This is a genomic window from Flavobacterium sp. (genome assembly GCF_034111225.1).
In the GTDB taxonomy this organism is placed as follows: domain Bacteria; phylum Bacteroidota; class Bacteroidia; order Flavobacteriales; family Flavobacteriaceae; genus Flavobacterium.
Window position 1 is genome coordinate 500,929 of the sequence record NZ_JAWUXR010000011.1, and the last position, 21,103, is coordinate 522,031.

Consider the following 21,103-nt stretch of genomic DNA (forward strand, 5'->3'; position numbering starts at 1 on the left):
TAGATTTTTTAAAAAACTAAACTTCTATTTTTACAACAATTCCTTCATTGCTCCTAACGTTAAAAACAGTTCCATCTTCAAACAATAAGTATTGTCCTTTTATACCCATCATTTTACCGCTGTATGAAGGTGTACGTTCAAGATTTAAACTGTTTATTTTAGTTGGGTAATTTGTAATAGGAAAATCAATTTTATATAATTCTTGTTCTTTAGCAAAATAGGGTTTTATTTCTTCAGGTAACCATTGTAAAACAGAATTCCGTTCAAAAATTAAATCCACATTAGGAACATTATTCTTTAGCATTTTTTGCCAGCTCGTTTTATCTACAAAATGATTTTTCAAAGCAACTTCTGTAATTCCAGCTAAATAACGATTAGGAACTTCAACAATTGGAATAGCTTCTATCGCACCTTGATCTATCCAGCGTGTAGGAACTTGGGTTTTTCTAGTAACTCCAACTTTTACATCACTTGACAAAGCCAAATACACAATATGTGGTTGTAATTGCACACGCTTTTCATAAGCCAAATCTCTATCTTCAACATCTAAATGAGCTGTACTTAATTCAGGCCGCATTATCCAATCTCCAACTGATGCGCTACTCATAAAACAATCATAGCAATAACCTTGTCTAAAAATTTTCTTTGGTTTTCCACAATTCAAACATTGATAACCTTCAAAAGAAATAGAGATTTCTTTACCTATTAGTTGATTCACATTCAAGAAACTATCTTCAAATACTAAATAATATTGAATAGGGCTTAAAAATTCGGTTTGCATTTTTTGCAAGACGCCTTGATATGTCATTCTTCTTAAAATTTAAATGTTATAGTCGAAAAAATAAAAAAATTGTTATTTTTGGTAAAGTTATCATTCATAACGCATAATTCATAATTAAAAAATGGCATTACCAATAATTAATTCTATTGCAACTTGGATTTTAAAAAAACGTATTCATCAAATTGAATTGTTTATTAAGTACCCAAATGAAGTACAAGAAGAATTACTTTTTAATTTATTAAAAACTGCCGAAAACACAGTTGTTGGTAAGGAATATGACTTTTCTTCAATTAAGAATTACAAAACATTTAGCGAACGTGTTCCTGTCTCTACTTATGAAGAGCTTGCGCCAATGATTAAGCAAACTAGAAAAGGTGCTCAAAATGTTTTTTGGCCTACTAACATAAAATGGTTTGCAAAATCAAGTGGAACCACAAATGCGAAAAGCAAATTTATCCCTGTGAGTAATGAGGCATTAGAAGGCTGTCATTATAAAGCGAGTAAAGATTTGTTATGCTTGTATTTAAACAATAATGAAGAGTCTCAAATGTTTGTTGGAAAGAGTCTACGATTAGGCGGGAGCAAGCAAATGTACGAGAACAACAATACTTTTTTTGGAGATTTATCTGCCATATTGATTGATAACATGCCTGTTTGGGCAGAATTCAGTTCTACACCCAGTAGTAGAATTTCATTAATGAGTGATTGGGAGACTAAACTTCCTGCAATTATTAATGAAACCATTAATGAAAATGTAACGAGTTTATCTGGAGTTCCAAGTTGGATGTTAGTCCTTTTAAATAAAACCCTTGAGGAAACAGGAAAAGAAAATATTTTAGACATTTGGCCAAATGCTGAAGTATACTTCCATGGAGGAGTTAATTTTGAACCTTATAAAGAACAGTACAAAAAATTATTCCCAAAAGATAATTTCAAATATTACGAAATTTACAATGCATCGGAAGGTTTTTTTGCGATTCAAGATTTAAACAATTCTAGTGAGCTACTTTTAATGCTAGACTATGGAATATTTTATGAATTTATTCCTATGGATACATTTGGAACAAAAAATCAAAAAGTCATTCCATTGAGTGAAGTAGAACTTTTTAAAAACTATGCTATTGTTATTACTACAAATTCTGGTCTATGGCGTTATTTAATTGGAGACACTGTTCGTTTTACATCTTTAAGTCCACATAGAATTATGGTAACCGGAAGAACAAAACATCATATAAATGTTTTTGGCGAAGAATTAATGGTTGAAAACACAGACAAAGCTATTGCAATTACCTGTAAAGAGTTTAATTGTGAAGTAATTGATTATACCGTAGCCCCTATTTTTATGGAAGGAAAAGAAAAAGGAGCACATGAATGGATTATTGAATTTAGAAAAAACCCAAATGATCTAGAAAAATTTAGTATATTGCTAGACAATACGTTACAAGAGTTAAATTCAGATTACGAAGCCAAAAGAAATAATAACATCACATTAAATCCCTTAAAAATTAATATTGCGAGCGAAGGATTGTTTTATAATTGGCTTAAAAACCAAAATAAATTAGGCGGACAAAATAAAGTACCCCGCTTATCAAATGAACGTAATTATTTGGAATCAATATTAGCAGCCCAAGAACACTTAACCTAAAAATGAAGACATGAAAAAGAGAACAATTATTATTGGAATTTTAGGAATTTTCTTTCTAATATCGTGTGGTCCTAAGAGATACGGATGCGGTCCAGGAAGAAGGTGTGAAGTTAAACAAAATTCAATAAAAATACCTTTAGAGAAACAATCACTGAATAAAGAAGCCCAAAATAGTTGATAAATTATATTATTCGCAAAAAATTACACGATTTAGCTTACGCTAAATCGTTTTTTTTTGCATTTCATCGTAAATATTAACAAAAAGCAAAAAAAAAGTTATAAAAAAATTTTTTTTCAAGAATTAACGTATATTTTTGCACTCGTTTTAAGTAAAACTATTTAATAAACAGAAACTTAGAAATTTATTTATGAAATTTATAACCAAATTTACTGCATTAACCATTTTAATTAGTTCTTCACTATTTGCTCAAGAACCACAACGTTTAGATGGTAACGATTCAATTGTTAATCTAATTAATGCTTCTACCAAAGGTGTGCGTTATGTTTTAAATGATACAGGAATAAATTCTGAGTTAAATGAAGTAGGAACATCTTTTTTCAAAAACAAGTATATCATCTTGTCTAATAAAAAAAGAAGACACTATGAAACTACTGTTAATGAAAAAACAAACACTCCAAACAATAACTTATATTGTGTAGATGTTAAAGAGAATGGAGATTTATCTTTTCCTTTATTATTCTCAAGTGTTATTGACTCTAAAGATAACGAAGGTTCAATTGCATTTTCACCAGATGAAAAAACAGTTTACTATACTCAAGAAAGTGCTGAAAAAGAAGGGAAATTAGATTTATATAAGGCAACATTAAACCTTGATTCAAAAGAATATTGGACAGATATTAAGAAAGTTTCATTAATACCAGATGGTTATTCTGTTGAAACACCGAGTGTTTCTCCTGATGGAAAGAAAATATTTTTCGCAGCTAATATTCCTGGAGGATTAGGCGGTTATGATTTATATGAAGCATCAATTAATGAAGATGGAACTTACGGAAAACCTGTTAATTTAGGCCCAAATATAAACACGTCTGAAGATGAAAAATTCCCAAACATTACAGCAGACAACAAACACTTATATTTTTCTTCAAAAGGACATATGAATATTGGTGGATATGATGTTTTTAGATCATCTATTGTTGACAACAAATACTTAGAAGCGTTGAATTTAGGAGTTACTTTAAACTCAAGAAGAGACGATTTAGCTTTTGTACTTGTTTCAGAAGACAAAGGATATCTATCAACTGATAAATCTCATTCTGGAAATTTCGACATTTTAAAATTTGAAATCAAACATTTAGAAAAAAGCAAACCAACTTATACTGTTGTTGAACAATTATCTCAATTACCATTGCCAAATGCGAAAATTGTCATTAAGAATGAATTTGGCGACATTATAAATGAAACAATTTCAGATGAAAATGGAAAAATTAGAATCCCTTTAAATCCTATCTCATATAACTTTATTACAGTTGAAAAAGAAGGTTACGAACCATTTACAAGTAGATTTACTTCTGAAAACTTATTAAGTGACCCAATACAACTTAAACAAACTAGACCAGAAATTACTGCTGACGCTATTGTAATTGAAAATATATTATTTGCTTTTGATAAAGATCTTATCAAAGCAGAATCTGAATTATCATTAAACAAAATAGTTGAGGTGTTAAATCAATTCCCTGAAATGACTTTAACAATCAATGCACATACTGATGATAAAGGATCTAGTAAATATAACCTAGCATTATCTCAAAGAAGAGCAAAGTCTACTGTTAGTTATTTAATATTTAAAGGAATTGCCAAAGAAAGATTAACATATAAAGGTTATGGAGAGTCTAAACCTTTAAATGATTGCTCTAACTGCACTCCTGAACAAGACCAAGCTAATAGACGTGTTGAATTTAAAATTAACAAAGCAAAAAATTAGAGATGAGAAAAGGAATAATTATATTAGCATTATCTAGTACTGCATTATTAACATCATGTTCTAGTGGATGGAGTTGTAAAGCAAGTTATGTTAAAGTCAACAAGTCTAAAGAAATTGAAAAAACTAAAGACGCATAAAAATAAAAAATCCCGCTTTTAGCGGGATTTTTTATTTTATATCAACTCTTAAATTAAGAAGCAGTTTTTAAACGCTGCAACAAATTTTTATTAATTGTACTTTCTGCAAATACTCTATTCACATGTAACGTAGTTTCTGAAGAACTTGGTAAATCAAACATCGCATCAGTTAAAATAGCTTCGCATAATGAACGCAATCCACGTGCACCTAATTTATACTCCAATGCTTTACTAACAATAAAATCTAATGCTTCGTCATCAATTGTAAACTCAACATCATCCATTAAAAATAATTTTTGATATTGTTTAATTAATGCATTTTTAGGTTCCGTCAAAATTGCTCTCAACGTTTCCGCATCTAAAGGGTTCATATATGAAAGCACGGGTAAACGGCCAATGATTTCAGGAATTAATCCAAAATCTTTTAAATCTTTCGGAATAATATATTGCAATAAATTATCCTTATCAACTTGTTCATTACTTATTGAAGAACTATACCCTACCGCTTGACGGTTTAATCTTTTTGAGATTACTTTATCGATTCCGTCAAAAGCACCACCAGCAATAAATAAAATATTTTGAGTATTTACCTCAACAAATTTTTGATCTGGATGTTTTCTACCACCTTTTGGCGGCACATTTACAACAGTACCTTCTAAAAGCTTCAATAAAGCCTGTTGAACGCCTTCTCCAGAAACATCTCTAGTAATAGAAGGATTATCACTCTTACGAGCAATTTTATCAATCTCATCAATAAAAACGATTCCTCTTTCGGCTTTAGCTACATCATAGTCTGCAGCTTGTAATAACCTTGTTAAAATACTTTCTACATCTTCACCTACATAACCAGCTTCCGTTAAAACAGTTGCATCTACAATTGCCAAAGGAACGTCTAACATTTTCGCAATTGTTTTTGCAACTAATGTTTTTCCTGTACCCGTTTGACCTACCATTATGATGTTACTTTTTTCAATCTCTACATCATCGTTTGTTTCTTTTTGCAATAACCTTTTATAGTGATTATAAACCGCAACACTCATTACTTTTTTAGTTTGATCTTGTCCAATAACATAATCATCTAAAAAAGCTTTGATTTCTTTTGGTTTAAGCAAAACCGTATCGGCAAGCAAGTCAGCATTTCCTGTTTGCTTAATTTCTTCCAACACAATCCCGTGTGCTTGTTCAATACACTTGTCACAAATATGTGCATCAATACCAGCAATTAACAAACTAGTCTCTGGCTTTTTCCTACCGCAAAATGAACACTCTAAAATTTCCTTCGCCATCTTTATTTATTTTACTCCTCAAAGAAGTTTTTTTTCTTTATTCTTAACTTCTAATTAAAACTTCATCAATCATTCCGTATTCTTTCGCTTCGCTTGCAATCATCCAATAATCACGTTCTGAATCTTTATACACTTTATCGAAATCTTGTTTAGAATGTTGTGCTATAATACGATATAATTCGTCTTTTAATTTCAACATTTCGCGTAAGTTGATTTCCATATCAGAAGCAACTCCAGAAGACCCTCCACTAGGTTGATGAATCATTACTCTTGAATGAGGTAATGCACTACGTTTACCATCTGCACCTGCACATAATAAAACTGCTCCCATTGAAGCTGCCATACCAGTACAAATTGTTGCAACATCTGGTTTTATAAACTGCATAGTGTCATAAATACCTAGACCTGCATAAACACTTCCTCCAGGTGAGTTAATATAAATTTGAATGTCTTTTGAAGCATCTAAACTTTCTAAAAAAAGCAATTGAGCTTGAACTATATTAGCAATTTGATCATCAACACCTGTTCCCATAAAGATAATTCTATCCATCATCAAACGAGAAAAAACATCCATTTGAGTTACGTTCATTTGGCGTTCTTCCATAATATATGGAGTCATACCCATTGGCGTAATTCTATTTACGATTTTATCGTAATACATGTTATTTATTCCGTGGTGCTTTGTAGCGTAATTTTTAAATTCTTTTCCGAAATTCATATTGACTTACTTTTTATGTGTGTTTTTTAAAACTAAGAACGTCAAACTTATTTAAGCTTGACGTTCAAAGATAATTATTTTTTACGAGAATTTATTCTCCGTACATTTCTTTTACAAATTGTTCGTAAGAAACATCTTTTGCTTTAGCAGAAATTTTTCCTTTGAAAAGCTCAAGCATTTTAGTGCTCATTACTTGTTCAGATAATCTTTTTGCTTCTTCTTGATTAGAAAGCACTCTTGCTACAACTCCTTCAACCTCTTCATCAGTTGGATTTAATTGTCCAAACTGAGCCATTTGTTGTTTGATTAAAACTGAAGTATGCGTTTTTAAATCTTCAAATCTAATTTGTAAATTATTTGAAGCAATAATTTTACCTTCAATTAATTGGTAACGTAAACCTTTTTCAGATTTTTCGTACTCTTCATGAGCTTGTTCAGTAGATAATGGATTCTCTCCTGCAGACATAATCCATTTTTTCAAGAACGCAGCTGGCAAATCAAATTTTGTATTTTCGATTAAGCTTTCAATTACATCACTTAAGAATTTTTGATCTGCTTGTTGCCCAAATTGACCTTCAGCATCTTCTTTAATCCTAGCTTTTAATTCTTCAACAGAAGAAATATTTCCTTCTCCAAATAATTTATCGAATAATTCTTGGTTTAATTCTGCTTTTTCAATATCGTTAATTTCTTCAATTGTAAAGTTAACTACAACATCTAAACCGTGAACATTATCATGATCTACTTTTAAAAAATCCATTAATTTATGGTCGTCATCAAATAAACCTTTTGTAGATAATTCAACTACATCGCCTACTTTTTTACCAATGAATAATTTAGCAGTTTTTTTATCACTAAAAATATCTAATGTAATATTTGTTGCGTTATTAATGTTTGCTTCTTCATTTAAAAAAGTTCCTCTTAACGTAAAGTCTTGCTCCACTTTATCTTGAGGAATTAGTTTTCCGTATTGTTTTTGAATACGCTCAACTTGCTCGTTAAGCATTTTCTCGTCTGCAATAATATTAAATTTATTTACTTTTTTAACTGAAGCTAAATCAACAGAGAATTCTGGAGCTAAACCTAATTCGAATTCAAAAGTAAAGTCTTCTTTATCCCAGTTAAAATCTTCAGTGATTTTAGGTAAAGGATTCCCAAGTATATCTAACTTTTCTTTAACTAAATAATCATTTAAAGACGCTTGCAAAACTTTATTTACTTCTTCTAAAAGAACTGCTTTACCATATTGTTTTTGGATTACGCTCATAGGAACTGCCCCTTTTCTGAAACCAGGTATGTTAGCATTTTTTCTGTGGTTTTCTAATATATTTTCAACTTTAGTAGAATAATCTTCTTTAGAAATCGCAACTGTAACTACAGCATTTAACGCATCTACATTTTCTTTTGTAATATTCATTTTAAATTATTTAAAGGTCATAAAAATTGGGTTGCAAAATTATACATTTTTTACAACTCAAACAAGTTTTTAATTATTTGAATTTCAATTGTATAAAAAAATTATTTCTCTGAAATAAATATTCCATTCATGACAGATTGACCTAATGACAGTAAAATACTAAATACAAAAGCATTCCAAAAACCATCAACAGCAAAGCCATCAACAAAATAATCACCAACTAAAATTACAACAGCATTTATTACTAACAAGAACAAGCCTAAAGTAAATATTGTTGCTGGAAGTGTTAACAGAACAAGTACAGGCTTTAAGAAAGCATTTAAAAGGCCTAAAGCTAAAGCTACCCATAAAGCAGACGTATAATCTTGAACAGAAATTCCTGGTAAAAAATGAGCAATAATAACAACTAGAATAGTTGTAATGATAAGTCTAATTAATAAATTCATATCTATGTATTTTTATTGTACAAAAAAAGGCACCAAAAATGGTGCCTTTTTTAAAATTATATTAATTTTTTAGTTTGATGTCAGGATTGTAGCTCCAGGGAACCCAGCTGCACTAACTAAAGGAATGTTAGCATTATAAAAAGAATTGATTACTTTAATTATTTCGTTAGAAATAACCGCATAACCTCTTGCATTTGGATGAACACCATCTAATGAAAACAACACAGTTCCTGCAGTAGCAGAAGAAAAGTAATTAGCAGTATAAATTGTACCATCTTCAATAGTCAATCCACCTTTTAATTTAGTCATAATTGCATTCATATCTGCAACAGCAATATTTTTTGAAGCTGCAATAGAAACAATTGCATTGTTAAAAGCTGCAGTAGCGTTAGCTACTAACATTTTTTCTTCTTTTGATAAAACCCATTTATCAGCTAAAGGCTCACTTACACCATTAACTCGTAAAGGATCCCCTCCTACTAAAGTCCCAATAAAAGACATTGCAGGTAAAACAATAAGATCACTAGAAGTTGCGTGACGGTAAGAAGGAATACCAAATCCAGATAAATTTGTCAAATATTCATCAACCATTACCACTGCATTCTTACCAGCTCTAAAGCTAATTGCTCTTTTAGAAAGTTCTGCTTCAGAAATAAAACCGTTATTAAATGCAAATACCAAACCTGCATTATAAGGAGCATAACCTGAATTTAATTGTGCCGCAGTTGCAGCATCTAAAGGCACAGCATTAAAAGGCACTGTAGTAAAATAAGGTATTGACGTAACCTCTGGAATTGTCGCAACTACACCTTTTGCTGGAACAGGACCAGAAGTTAAAGTATTTATTATAGTAGAATATACACTTGCAAAAACCTGAGGGTCAGTAATATCGTTAGATCCATAAGTTGCAGGATTTAAGTTTCCTAATCTGTCAACTCCAATACCACCAGAAGTAGCGTACGATAAAATATCGTTGTTACCAATCCAGTTTGTGAAAAAAGTAGGATTCATTGACATTGCGTCTCCTAAAACAGTAGCAGAAGCAGAAGTAGCATGACGTACAAAATAAGGGTTTGAAGTCTGAGGCACAACACCTGCTACATCTCCATAAGTATTTGAAAGCAAATGAAAAGATTTCGCGCCAGGAACTCCCATATTATGATAAGCCTGAGCTTGTAAGTTTGACACTTCAATAGTTGAAGATCCTGCAATGTTTTGAGGGCCTCCAACTGATGGATCAGCATTAATTATTAGTCTTGTACTAGCAATTGGAAATCCTCCTAAAGTTAAACCTCCCAAATTATTAACATCGTCTGCAAAAGAAGGCTGAGTAAACATTCCACCACCTACTACTGCAAATTGACCTGCAAGGGTATTTGGATAAGAATACGATTGTCCTACTCTAGAAACTGTACCGTCCATATATCCGGCAGTTAAAGAGTTACCAACAGCAACATAAGAAGAAAAGTCTGCATCTCCAGATGAATAACTTGCATTCGAAACTTCATTTTCAAATTCTGGCTCACAAGAAATGAAACCTGCAGCCAAAACAGCTAAGTATATAAATTTATTTTTCATTTTAATCTTTTTTTTAAATTAGAAACTATAAGTTACACCAACTCCAGGTGAAAACACACTAGACTTATATGTACCACCAAAACTACTACCGTCACTATAATGATCATAAGAATTATCAATTTCATCAAAGTGTAAATAAAGGAATGAAAAGTCAACTCCTAATTTATTATTAACTTGATAAGTTAAACCACCCGTGAAACCCATTCCATCATTTCTTGGAGTCTCTGGCGCAAAATAACCATCTTGTACTGGACTTTCATCAATATACCAACCTGCTCTAAAAGTAAATTTATCTGTAGCAGTATATTGCGTTCCTACTCTATAAGAACTAGAATTTTTATAATTTCTTGGATTAACAGAAGTTGGCAATCCATTATTGAATTCAACATCTAAAGATTTATAAACACTCCAAAGAGTATAGTTATAATCAAATGCTAACAACCATTTATCAGTAACCTGAACAGACAATCCTGTAGTTAATTCACCCGGCAAAGGTAAATCAGCATTAAAAGTAGTATTTGTTAGAGTTCCAGCAGCATATGCAGGCACATCATTAAATGTAGCATCTCCATCTCTAGCTTCCATAATAATTTCAGAACGATAATTAAGTCCTAATCTTATCTTATCCGTTGGATTAAACATTAAACCCGCAGTATAACCCCATGCAGAAATTCCTTTTGCGCTAATTTGTAAATCTGTTCTATCTCCATCTTCATCAGTTAAATTTCTAGATAAATTTCTATTAAAATCTACTGAACCAGTAACATATATTGGACCACCACCAATACTAAAGTGCTCTCCTAATCTTACAGAAACTGTTGGCTGAACAAAAATTGCTTTTAAATCAATATTATTTACCAAATGAGAACCTTGCCAATCTTGATCCCACTCTACAGTACTACCATATGGCGTATAAATTGCCATACCTGCAGTTAACCAGTCGTTAATTTTGTATGTAGCATAAACATTAAATGGTGTTCCCACATTACTTGTAGACGCCGTCCAATTGTAAGTAGAATTTTGAAATTTTGTTTCTGCAAAAAGTGCACTAGCCCCAACAGATAAATTAAATTTATTTTCTAAAAAAGCCATTCCGGCTGGGTTAAAGAACGTAACCTCAGCACTATTAACCACAGCAACACCTGTGTGTCCCATAGCTAATTGCTTTTGCCCTTGTATAGATACTCTATATCCTCCTGCGAAAGCAGAAGAACCAGCCAAGGCTAATAATGTTAAAGAAAGTAATTTTCTCATAATGTAAAATTGTGTTAGTTTTTTTTCTGAATTTATTAAAATCAATTATTCAAAATTATAATAAAATATGGAATTACCAATATTTTGTTAAAAAATATTATGCATTCATAGTAAATTCTTCTAAGAATTTAAATAATTAACGACATAGTCGTAAAACTCTAATGGATTTTCAGCGTGTAGCCAGTGCCCTGCATTAGAAACAGTATTCAAGGTCATATTTGGGAAATGGTTTTGAATATGCAAAACATCTTCATCTAAAATGTAATTTGATTTACCTCCTCTTAAAAACAATGCTTTTTTTTCAAAAGACTTATCACTTGACAATTCTTTACCAATTTCATCAATATTATTATTTAAATAATTGATATTGAATCTATAATCTAACTGACCTGGCTCTTTCCAATACAAACTCTTAAGCAAAAATTGTCTCGTCCCAAAATCTTTAATGTATTGAGACAATTGCTCATCTACTGTTGAGCGAGAAGGCTTTAACGAAAAGTCAATTGACATCAACCCATCTATAATTGATTGATGATGTGGCGGATAAAACTTTACACCAATATCTGCAATAATAAGTTTATCTATTAAATCAGGCCAAGCACAAGCAATTTCCATAGCCACTTTACCACCCATAGAATGACCTAATAAAACTATATTCTCCAAACCTTTTTCAGCACAATAGTCTTTTACATCTTGCGCCATAATTTGGTAATTAAATTCTGGCGACTGTATACTTCTTCCGTGATTTCTTAAATCTAACATATGAACTTGGTAACCTAATTTAGAAAACTCTAATCCAAGTGTTTTCCAATTATCCGACATTCCAAGAAAGCCATGTAATATTAAAAAAGGTTTTCCTTCTCCCTCTATTTTTGAATATAACATTATTTCAATTTTTGAAGATACATATTCACTACATTTTCCAATCCAAGATATAAAGATTCTGAAATTAAAGCATGACCAATTGATACTTCCAACAAATTTGGAATATTATCTTTAAAAAACTTAATGTTATCCAAATTCAAATCATGACCTGCATTAATACCAATATTCAATTCATTCGCTCTCATTGCTGCTTTTATAAAAGGATCGATTCCGGCTTTATTCCCTAATCCATATTCATGAGCAAAACTTTCCGTATACAATTCAATCCTATCTGTACCAGTCTCTTTTGCCCCTTCTACCATTTTTTCATTAGCATCAACAAAAATTGCCGTTCTAATTCCGTTACGCTGAAATTCCTGAATAACTTCTTTTAAATAAGATTGATGCTTAATGGTATCCCAACCTGCATTAGATGTTAAAGCACCCACAGCGTCTGGAACTAGTGTTACCTGTGTTGGGTTACATTCTAATACTAAATCAATAAAATTATGCTGAGGATTACCTTCAATATTATATTCGGTATAAACAACTGACTTTAAATCACGAGCATCTTGGTAACGAATATGTCTTTCGTCTGGTCTTGGGTGAATTGTAATTCCTTCGCCTCCAAAAGTCTGAATATCTTTTGCTACTTTTAATAAATTTGGAACATCACCACCTCTTGAATTCCTTAAGGTTGCAATTTTATTTATATTTACTGATAATTTAGTCATATTTTATTTATTAATTTTACAAAAATACAAACTATATATAGCTTTAGTAAGCAATTTTTGATTATTTTGCATTAAAATTGAACAACAATAAATGAATGCTATTTTAGAATACATCAATAACGACATAAAACCATTTGATTGCAATCAAACTATGAATGAAGCGCAAGATTTATTCATAGATTTTTCATATTCACATTTTCCTGTTTTAGAGAATAAAATCTACATAGGTTGTTTAAGCAGAGAAGATGCTGAAACATTAGGTCATGATGTGAAGATTGATTCTAATAAAATTAATTTTGATCGTTTTTTTGCTAAAAACACAATGAGTTGGCTAGATGTTCAAGAACTTTTTGCTCGAAATCAAACTAACCTTATGCCTGTTTTAGACGAAAAAAACCAGTATCTTGGTTATTTTGAAATGGAAGACATCATTAAAATATTCAATGAAACTCCATTTTTAAAAGAAGAAGGAGGTATAATTGTTGTTAAGAAAAATAACAATGACTTTTCAATGAGTCAAGTAATCCAAATAGTTGAAAGCAATAACGCAAAATTATTAGGCTTATTTATTTCAAAAATTGAAAACAACGAAATTGAAATTACATTAAAAATAAGTTTAGGGGAATTAAATGGTATTGTTCAAACTTTTAGAAGATTTGAATATGAAATAATTTCTCAACATCAAGAGGATTCGTATATAGAAAATCTTAAAGAGAGGTCTGAATATTTAGACAAATATTTAAACATATAATTTACTGTTATGAAAATTGCAATATTTGGTCAAAACTACCAAGGCAACACTGAAAACATTGTTTCAGAAGTTATTAAGATTCTAGATGAAAACAATATTGAAATTATAATTGAAGAAAAATTCAAAAATAGTTTTAAAACAATAGATACTAATCATAAAACATTTTCGTCTCACGAACAGCTTAACAATTCTATTGATATTTTGATAAGTATTGGTGGTGACGGAACAATCTTAAGAGCAGTAACATTTGTTAGAGATAAAAACATCTCAATTGTAGGTATTAATACTGGTAGACTTGGTTTTTTAGCAACGGTTCAAATTGAAAACATTAATCTTTTACTAAATAAGGTAATTAATAGAGATTTCACAATCTCTAAAAGAAGCCTACTAAGCCTTCAATGCACGCCTAGGAATCCCGATTTAGTAGATTTAAATTTTGCTTTAAACGAAGTTACTGTATCTAGAAAAGATTCAACTTCTATGATTACAATAGAAACTTATTTAAATGGAGAATACTTAACATCATACTGGGCAGACGGATTAATTATTTCAACACCAACAGGTTCGACCGGATACTCTTTAAGTTGTGGTGGCCCAGTCTTAATGCCAGATGTAAACAGTCTAGTCATAACCCCTATTGCTCCTCATAACCTTAACGCAAGGCCACTTGTTATTCCAGACAATACCGAGATTGAACTAAGAGTTACAGGTAGAGAAGAACAATATCTTGTTTCATTAGACTCTAGAATTACTTCTGTAACAAACGAAACTCTTCTAAAAATAAACAAAACATCCTTTCAAGTAAACATGATTGAATTTAAAGATGAAGGCTTCTTAAAAACAATCAGAAAAAAACTACTCTGGGGTGAAGACAGAAGAAATTAATCACAACATATAAGAAATTCATTTTTTTACGTTTTAATATAACTATAAAAATTACCATAAAATGTGGTAAAGAAGTCAATATTGTTATATTTGCAAACTATAAATAAAATGAGAAGAGTATACCTATATATAATATTATTGTTTTGTGCTTTAGATGCTACTGCTCAAATCAATGAATTAGGAGTTTTTTTAGGAGGAAGTAATTATATTGGCGACGTTGGTCCAACTGATTACATATCTCCTAACGAGCCTGCATTTGGCGTTATTTATAAATGGAACAGAAGCACAAGACATTCCTATAGATTTTCATATTATCAAGGAAACATTACTTCAAGAGATATAGATAGCGATGTGCCAGGTAGAAAATTAAGAGGTAATAGTTTTAAAAACAACATTAAAGAGTTTTCTGCTGGAATTGAGTTTAATTTCTTGGAGTTTGACTTACATAGTAATGAAAAAACAACAACTCCTTATGTATTTACAGGAATTAACCATTTTATTTATAATGAAATTTTTATTTTAGGAAACGAAAGCCACATAGATTATAGACATAGTTCTTTTGCGATACCTATAGTAGTAGGATTAAAAACAAGACTTATCAGAAATTTTATAATCGGGTTTGAAGTTGGAGCTAGATATACATTTACCGATAATCTTGACGGAAGCAACCCAATAAATGAAAATTTTGAAACGTTAAAATTTGGAAATTTAAACAGTAAAGATTGGTATGTCTTTTCAGGATTCACTCTAACTTATACTTTTGGGAGAAACCCTTGCTTTTGCACAGAATGATATGAGTTTGCTTAACAACATAGACAAGAAAAATATACCCACCCATTTAGCAATAATAATGGATGGGAACGGTCGTTGGGCAAAACAAAGGGGCTTATTAAGGACTATTGGGCATGAAGGCGGAACTAAATCTGTTAAAACTACTGTAGAATGTTGTGCTAAACTTGGAGTTAAAAACCTAACACTTTATGCTTTTTCAACAGAAAACTGGAATAGACCAAAATTAGAAGTCGACACCTTAATGAGGTTATTAATTTCATCTTTAAAAAAAGAAGTTAACACTTTTCAAGAAAACAACATCAAATTAAATGCCATAGGGAATTTAACAAATTTACCTATAAAAGTACAAAAAGAATTAAACGAGGTTATTGATAAAACAGCAACAAACACTAAAATGACTTTAACCTTAGCTTTGAGTTATGGTTCAAGGGACGAAATAATTCAAGCTGTTAAAAAAATAAGTGAGAAAGTTAAAAATAATATAATTTCCAATGAAGCTATTGATGAATCAATTATTAATCAGCATCTTTACACGCAAGATTTACCTGACGTTGATTTAGTAATCAGAACTAGTGGCGAACACAGAATAAGTAATTTCTTATTATGGCAAATTGCATATGCAGAATTTTATTTTACAGATGTTTTATGGCCAGATTTTAGTGAAGAAAACCTATATGAAGCAATTATCAGTTATCAGAAAAGAGAAAGAAGATTTGGAAAAACAAGCGAACAAATTTCAAAGTAAAAAAATGTTAAAAAAAGGAATACAAGCGTTATTTACCTTATTGTTAATAGGTAGTTACAATACAACAGTTGCTCAAGAAACAAAATTTGAAAACGGAAAAGAATATATTTTAGCTGATGTTGAAGTAACCGGAAAAGTAAGTTACAACCAACAAACTGTAGTAACGTTCTCTGGTCTTGAAAAAGGACAAAACATAATGGTTCCTGGAGAAGACATTAGTTCGGCTATTAAGAAATTATGGAAGCTTGGCTTATTTAGTGATGTGAATTTTTACATTAATAAAATTGAAGGCGATAGTATTTTTCTTGAATTAAACCTGAATGAATCTCCAAAATTAGCTGATGTTAAAGTTGTTGGTTTAAAAAAAGGAAAAGCTGATGAAATTATCAAGCAAGCTGATTTAAAAAAAGGCAGAATAGTTAATGAAAATTTAATTACTACTACTAAAAACTACATTGAGAGTAAATACAAAAAAGAAGGTTTTTATAATACTAAAGTTTTTATAAGTACTACTCCTGACTCGACAGACAATAATGTAAAAATGCTTCTAAGCATCAATAGAGGAGACAAAGTAAAAGTTAAAAAAATAGAATTCACAGGCAACAATGAAATCAAAGATAGTAAGCTAAAAAAAGCATTTAAAAATACTAAGCAAAAAAGCCCTTTACATGTTTTTAAGAGATCAAAGTATATAAAAGATAAATATAAAGAAGATTTAGTTACTGTAATTAACAAGTATAAAGAAAAAGGATTTAGAGATGCTCGTGTAATTTCTGATTCAATTTCATATGATAAAAAATCAAATACAGTTTCGATCAAAGTTAACCTAGAAGAAGGTAAGAAATATTATTTTGGAAATATTCGTTATTTAGGAAATACTATATATACAGACCAGCAATTAGATAGAATATTAGCAATTAAAAAAGGTGATGTTTATAATGGGGTTATGCTTCAAAAAAGAATAGCTGACCAATCTAAGCCGGATGGAGAGGATATTACAAATCTTTATCAAAATAACGGTTATTTATTTTCAAGCATAAATCCTGTTGAAGTTAAAACTTATAACGACACAATTGATTTTGAAATAAGAATAACAGAAGGACCAATTGCTTATTTTAATAAAATATCAGTTGTAGGTAACGACAAGACGAATGACCATGTAATTTATAGAGAATTAAGAACTAAGCCTGGTCAAAAATACAGCAAAGAAGAATTAATTAGATCAATAAGAGAACTTGGGCAACTTGGCTTTTTTGACCCTGAGGCAATTAAACCAGACTTTAAAAATGTAGATGCACAAGCAGGAACTGTAGACATCGAATATAGTGTGGTTGAAAAAGGATCTAGTCAAGTAGAACTTCAAGGTGGTTATGGCGGAGGAGGCTTTATTGGGACCTTAGGATTGTCATTTAACAATTTCTCAGCTAGAAACATGTTTAAAAGAGGTGCTTATAAACCACTACCCATGGGAGATGGTCAAAAAATGTCATTAAGACTGCAAGGAAGTCAACAATTCCAAACCTATAGCCTTTCATTTTCTGAACCATGGTTTGGAGGAAAAAAACCTGTTAGTTTGTCAACATCTATATCATATAGTAAACAATATTTATTTAATTTTCAAAGTAGAGACGTAGCTAGAGATCAAAGCTTTGACATTATATCTTTAACAGTTGGACTTGCCAAAAGATTAACTGTACCAGATGACTTCTTTGTATTATCACACACAGCTTCATTTCAGTTTTATAAACTAAATAATTATAACACCGGATTATTTACATTTGGAGATGGTGCATCTAGAAACTTAGCATACACAATTGGATTAAGTAGAAATAGTAAAGGAACTAACCCAGTATTCCCTACTTATGGATCTGAATTTAGCGTGACAGGTAGGTTTACATTACCCTATTCATTATTAAACGGTATAGATTATGGAGATTTAGAAAATCAGGAATCATATAAAGTTACAAACAATACTGGAAATGGTTATTTTAATTCAAATAGTAATTGGGTTCCGAGTGGTGCTTATCTAGATGAAAATGGAGATGCTGTAGCAGATTTCAATGATGCTGTAGCAGATCAAGCAAAAGTAGATCAGAAAAAATTCAATTGGTTAGAATATTATAAAGTTAAATTTAAGGCCGATTGGTATACACGAATTTATGACAAATTTGTTCTAAGATCATTAGGTGAATTTGGATTCCTAGGCGCTTATAATAGCGACAGAGGACTTGTTCCTTTTGAAAGATTTTTCCTTGGTGGAGATGGTTTAGCTAACTTTGCACTAGATGGAAGAGAAGTAATACAACTAAGAGGTTATCCAAACAACTCATTATCATCGCTTGACGGTGGAACTATATATAATAAATTCTCTTTAGAATTAAGATATCCAATTACGCTAAAACAAGCAGCATCAATTTATGTTTTATCATTTGCTGAAGCAGGATCAGCTTTTGATAAATTCAAAGATTACAATCCATTTAATTTACAAAGATCAGCTGGATTTGGGTTGAGAGTATTTATGCCTGCTTTTGGTTTATTAGGAATAGACTTTGCTCACGGTTTCGACGCAATACCAGGTCAAAATGTAAAAAGCGGCTGGCAAACTCATTTCATCATAGGGCAACAATTCTAATTTAAATGCGTTTTAATAAAATATAAAATTTAGAATTTTAACTTAAAAAAACATTTCTTATCTTTCGGAATGTTTTTTTAGGTTTTTCAAAAAGCATTTAAATATTAAAATATGAGAATAAGCAAATACATCTCCATTGTACTTTTACTAGTTTCTATTTCATCACTTTCTCAATCGAGAGGTGTTAAAATAGGGTATATTGATATGGAATATATCTTAGAAAAAGTGCCTGATTATGCTGAAGCTAAAAACCAACTTGAACAAAAAGCTCAAAAGTGGAAACAAGAAATTGAAGTTAAAAAAAACGACATAAAAACCCTTAAAGAAAGTTTAAATACTGAAAAAGTTCTTTTAACCAAAGAATTAATAGAGGAAAGGGAAGAGGAAATTTCTTTTCAAGAAAAGGATTTATTAGATTATCAAGAAAAAAGATTTGGAGCCAGAGGCGATTTAATTATCCAAAAAACACTTTTAGTAAAACCAATACAAGATCAAATATTTACAGCAATTCAAGATATTGCAGAGACAAAAAAATATGATTTTATATTTGACAAATCTTCTGATTTAACGATGTTATTTGCAGCTCAAAGATTTGACATTAGTGACCAAGTTGTGCGTATTTTGACAAGAATTCAAAAAAGAGAACAATTATCAAAAAAGCAACTTAAAGACCAGGAGGCTAAAGAAGCAGAAGAAGACATGGTAGATGAAAATCCTGCTATGGCTGAACGACAAAAAATATTAGACGAAAGAAAAGCTGCAAGAGAAAAACTTTTAGAAGAAAGAAAACTAGCTATAGAAGAAAGAAAAAGAGTAGCCGCTGAAAAGAGGCAAAAACTTATTGATGAAAGAGAAGCTAAAAAAAATGGCACAGTAATTGAATCTAATAATTCAGAAGGCGAAAGTAAAGATCCAAATGTAGATGAAAATAAAGCTACAAATGAGAAGGAATTAACCCCTGAAGAAAAGAGACAATTAGTTATTGAAGAAAGAAAGCAAAAAGTAGAAGAAAGAAAACAAGCCCTGGAAGAAAAAAGAAGAAAAATTTTAGAAGAAAGGGAAGCAGCAAAAAAAACAAAAGAAGAGGAAAGTAAAGTAGATTAATAATAACCTAAATTAAATTAATAATAAGAATGAAACAATTAAAAACTTTAGCAATTGCATTAGTAATGTTTGTTGGTACTCAAGTATCTGCACAATCTAAAATGGCACATATTGATGTTCAAGCTTTAATGACTGGTATGCCAGAAATGAAAACTGCACAATCTCAAATTGAAAAAGTTCAAGCAACTTACGACAAGGAGTACAAAACAATGGTGCAAGAATACCAAACAAAATTACAAAAATACGAGCAAGAAGCTCCAACTGTTGGAGAGGCTATGAATGAAACTCGTTCAAAAGAAATGCAAGATATGGGCGGAAGAATCCAACAATATCGTGAAAACGCAACAAAAGAATTACAACAAAAAGAACTAGACCTTATTAAGCCAATTATGGAAAAGGCTCAAGGAGCTATTAAAAAAGTGGCTAAAGCTAAAGGTTTTCAGTACGTTTTAGACTCTACAACTGGAAGCGGTGTATTAGTTGCAGATGGAACTGATTTATTAGCTGATGTTAAAAAAGAATTAGGATTCTAATCAGTCTCTAATTTTTTAAAATATAACTGCTCAAACTTTAAATAGTTTGGGCAGTTTTTTTTTACATTTGTTACATGAGTAATAAAAATCCTATTGGTTTATTTGATTCTGGAATTGGTGGAACATCAATTTGGAAAGAAATTCATTCACTACTACCACTTGAAAACACCATTTACTTAGCAGATAGTAAAAACGCACCCTATGGAGTGAAATCAAAAGATGAAATCATTGAATTATCAATTAAGAACACGGAATTTTTATTAAACAAAAACTGCAAATTAATTGTTGTAGCCTGCAATACAGCAACTACAAATGCAATAAAAGAATTAAGAGAGAAATATAAAGTTCCATTCATTGGAATAGAACCTGCTATTAAACCTGCAGCAGACAAAACCAAGACACATACAATAGGAATTCTAGCTACAAAAGGAACACTTAATAGCGAATTATTTCACACAAACGTCGCTAACTTTTCAGATGTAAAGATAATTGAACAAATAGGTCATGGACTAGTTCAGCTTATAGAAAACGGCGATATTAATTCAAATGAAATGATGCTTCTACTAAAAAGTTATATTAAACCAATGCTAGAACAAAACATTGATTATCTAGTACTAGGTTGCAGCCATTATCCCTATTTAATACCTCAAATAAAAAAGATAATACCATTACATGTAAAGATTATCGATTCGGGTGAAGCTGTTGCAAAACAGACCCAAAACATTTTAAATCAATACAGCATAAATAATGAAACGCAAGGAACTAGTTTCAATCACTTTTATACTAATAGTAATTCTGCTGTTTTAAAAGAGATTTTAAAAAACAGATACATAGTTTGGGAAAAAGAGTTTTAATTGA

Annotated in this window: 21 protein-coding genes; 12 read left to right on the forward strand and 9 right to left on the reverse strand. The window is 30.7% G+C overall.

What is annotated here, in order from left to right; translation table 11 throughout:
• Positions 1 to 16: 16 nt before the first annotated feature.
• Positions 17 to 808 (reverse strand): DUF2797 domain-containing protein, encoded by a 792-nt coding sequence (locus UXY25_RS07655; protein ID WP_320815410.1) that lies wholly within the window; start codon positions 806 to 808, stop codon positions 17 to 19.
• A 94-nt stretch (positions 809 to 902) separates the two neighbouring features.
• Between UXY25_RS07655 and UXY25_RS07660 the strand changes: the two genes are divergently transcribed.
• From UXY25_RS07660 to UXY25_RS07675, 4 genes are all read left to right on the forward strand, one after another.
• Positions 903 to 2,426: a GH3 auxin-responsive promoter family protein gene (locus tag UXY25_RS07660; protein ID WP_320815411.1), complete on the forward strand. Its 1,524-nt coding sequence runs from the start codon at positions 903 to 905 to the stop codon at positions 2,424 to 2,426.
• Positions 2,427 to 2,436: 10 nt separating this feature from the next.
• On the forward strand, positions 2,437 to 2,604 hold the full coding sequence (locus UXY25_RS07665; protein WP_320815412.1) for a hypothetical protein: 168 nt from the start codon (positions 2,437 to 2,439) through the stop codon (positions 2,602 to 2,604).
• Between the two features lie 190 nt (positions 2,605 to 2,794).
• A complete protein-coding gene (locus UXY25_RS07670) occupies positions 2,795 to 4,369 on the forward strand; it encodes an OmpA family protein (protein WP_320815413.1) in 1,575 nt (524 codons plus the stop codon).
• A gap of 2 nt (positions 4,370 to 4,371) precedes the next feature.
• A complete protein-coding gene (locus tag UXY25_RS07675) occupies positions 4,372 to 4,506 on the forward strand; it encodes a hypothetical protein (protein ID WP_320815414.1) in 135 nt (44 codons plus the stop codon).
• 53 nt (positions 4,507 to 4,559) lie between these two features.
• On the opposite strand, the gene clpX is transcribed toward UXY25_RS07675, so the two are convergent.
• The 8 genes from clpX to UXY25_RS07715 form a co-directional block, all read right to left on the reverse strand.
• The gene (gene clpX / locus UXY25_RS07680) at positions 4,560 to 5,792 is read right to left on the reverse strand and encodes an ATP-dependent Clp protease ATP-binding subunit ClpX (RefSeq protein WP_320815415.1); all 1,233 of its coding nucleotides are present in this window, start codon (positions 5,790 to 5,792) and stop codon (positions 4,560 to 4,562) included.
• Positions 5,793 to 5,835: 43 nt separating this feature from the next.
• A complete protein-coding gene (clpP, locus tag UXY25_RS07685) occupies positions 5,836 to 6,510 on the reverse strand; it encodes an ATP-dependent Clp endopeptidase proteolytic subunit ClpP (RefSeq protein ID WP_320815416.1) in 675 nt (224 codons plus the stop codon).
• 91 nt (positions 6,511 to 6,601) lie between these two features.
• Positions 6,602 to 7,927 (reverse strand): trigger factor, encoded by a 1,326-nt coding sequence (gene tig / locus UXY25_RS07690; protein ID WP_320815417.1) that lies wholly within the window; start codon positions 7,925 to 7,927, stop codon positions 6,602 to 6,604.
• Positions 7,928 to 8,028: 101 nt separating this feature from the next.
• Positions 8,029 to 8,373, reverse strand: coding sequence for a phage holin family protein (locus tag UXY25_RS07695; protein ID WP_320815418.1), 345 nt, complete (start codon positions 8,371 to 8,373; stop codon positions 8,029 to 8,031).
• A 69-nt stretch (positions 8,374 to 8,442) separates the two neighbouring features.
• Positions 8,443 to 9,951: a G-D-S-L family lipolytic protein gene (locus UXY25_RS07700; protein WP_320815419.1), complete on the reverse strand. Its 1,509-nt coding sequence runs from the start codon at positions 9,949 to 9,951 to the stop codon at positions 8,443 to 8,445.
• Between the two features lie 18 nt (positions 9,952 to 9,969).
• Positions 9,970 to 11,205 (reverse strand): OmpP1/FadL family transporter, encoded by a 1,236-nt coding sequence (locus tag UXY25_RS07705; RefSeq protein WP_320815420.1) that lies wholly within the window; start codon positions 11,203 to 11,205, stop codon positions 9,970 to 9,972.
• Positions 11,206 to 11,325: 120 nt separating this feature from the next.
• Entirely contained in the window at positions 11,326 to 12,090 is a 765-nt protein-coding gene (locus UXY25_RS07710) for an alpha/beta fold hydrolase (protein WP_320815421.1), read from the reverse strand.
• A complete protein-coding gene (locus UXY25_RS07715; RefSeq protein ID WP_320815422.1) occupies positions 12,090 to 12,803 on the reverse strand; it encodes a pyridoxine 5'-phosphate synthase in 714 nt (237 codons plus the stop codon). Before UXY25_RS07715 ends, UXY25_RS07710 begins: the two co-directional genes overlap by 1 nt.
• A 91-nt stretch (positions 12,804 to 12,894) precedes the next feature.
• On the opposite strand from UXY25_RS07715, the gene UXY25_RS07720 reads away from it, so the two are divergent.
• From UXY25_RS07720 to murI, 8 genes are all read left to right on the forward strand, one after another.
• Complete coding sequence (locus UXY25_RS07720) at positions 12,895 to 13,554, forward strand: CBS domain-containing protein (protein WP_320815423.1); 660 nt, start codon at positions 12,895 to 12,897, stop codon at positions 13,552 to 13,554.
• 9 nt (positions 13,555 to 13,563) lie between these two features.
• Positions 13,564 to 14,439, forward strand: a complete 876-nt coding sequence (locus UXY25_RS07725) for an NAD kinase (protein WP_320815424.1) — start codon at positions 13,564 to 13,566, stop codon at positions 14,437 to 14,439.
• Positions 14,440 to 14,547: 108 nt separating this feature from the next.
• Positions 14,548 to 15,231: a DUF6089 family protein gene (locus tag UXY25_RS07730; RefSeq protein ID WP_320815425.1), complete on the forward strand. Its 684-nt coding sequence runs from the start codon at positions 14,548 to 14,550 to the stop codon at positions 15,229 to 15,231.
• A gap of 1 nt (position 15,232) precedes the next feature.
• Positions 15,233 to 15,976, forward strand: coding sequence for an isoprenyl transferase (locus UXY25_RS07735; protein ID WP_320815507.1), 744 nt, complete (start codon positions 15,233 to 15,235; stop codon positions 15,974 to 15,976).
• A complete protein-coding gene (bamA, locus tag UXY25_RS07740; protein WP_320815426.1) occupies positions 15,906 to 18,608 on the forward strand; it encodes an outer membrane protein assembly factor BamA in 2,703 nt (900 codons plus the stop codon). Before UXY25_RS07735 ends, bamA begins: the two co-directional genes overlap by 71 nt.
• Positions 18,609 to 18,719: 111 nt before the next feature.
• Positions 18,720 to 19,712, forward strand: a complete 993-nt coding sequence (locus UXY25_RS07745) for an OmpH family outer membrane protein (protein ID WP_320815427.1) — start codon at positions 18,720 to 18,722, stop codon at positions 19,710 to 19,712.
• Between the two features lie 29 nt (positions 19,713 to 19,741).
• On the forward strand, positions 19,742 to 20,245 hold the full coding sequence (locus tag UXY25_RS07750; RefSeq protein WP_320815428.1) for an OmpH family outer membrane protein: 504 nt from the start codon (positions 19,742 to 19,744) through the stop codon (positions 20,243 to 20,245).
• Positions 20,246 to 20,319: 74 nt separating this feature from the next.
• The gene (gene murI, locus UXY25_RS07755) at positions 20,320 to 21,099 is read left to right on the forward strand and encodes a glutamate racemase (protein ID WP_320815429.1); all 780 of its coding nucleotides are present in this window, start codon (positions 20,320 to 20,322) and stop codon (positions 21,097 to 21,099) included.
• Positions 21,100 to 21,103 lie beyond the last annotated feature (4 nt).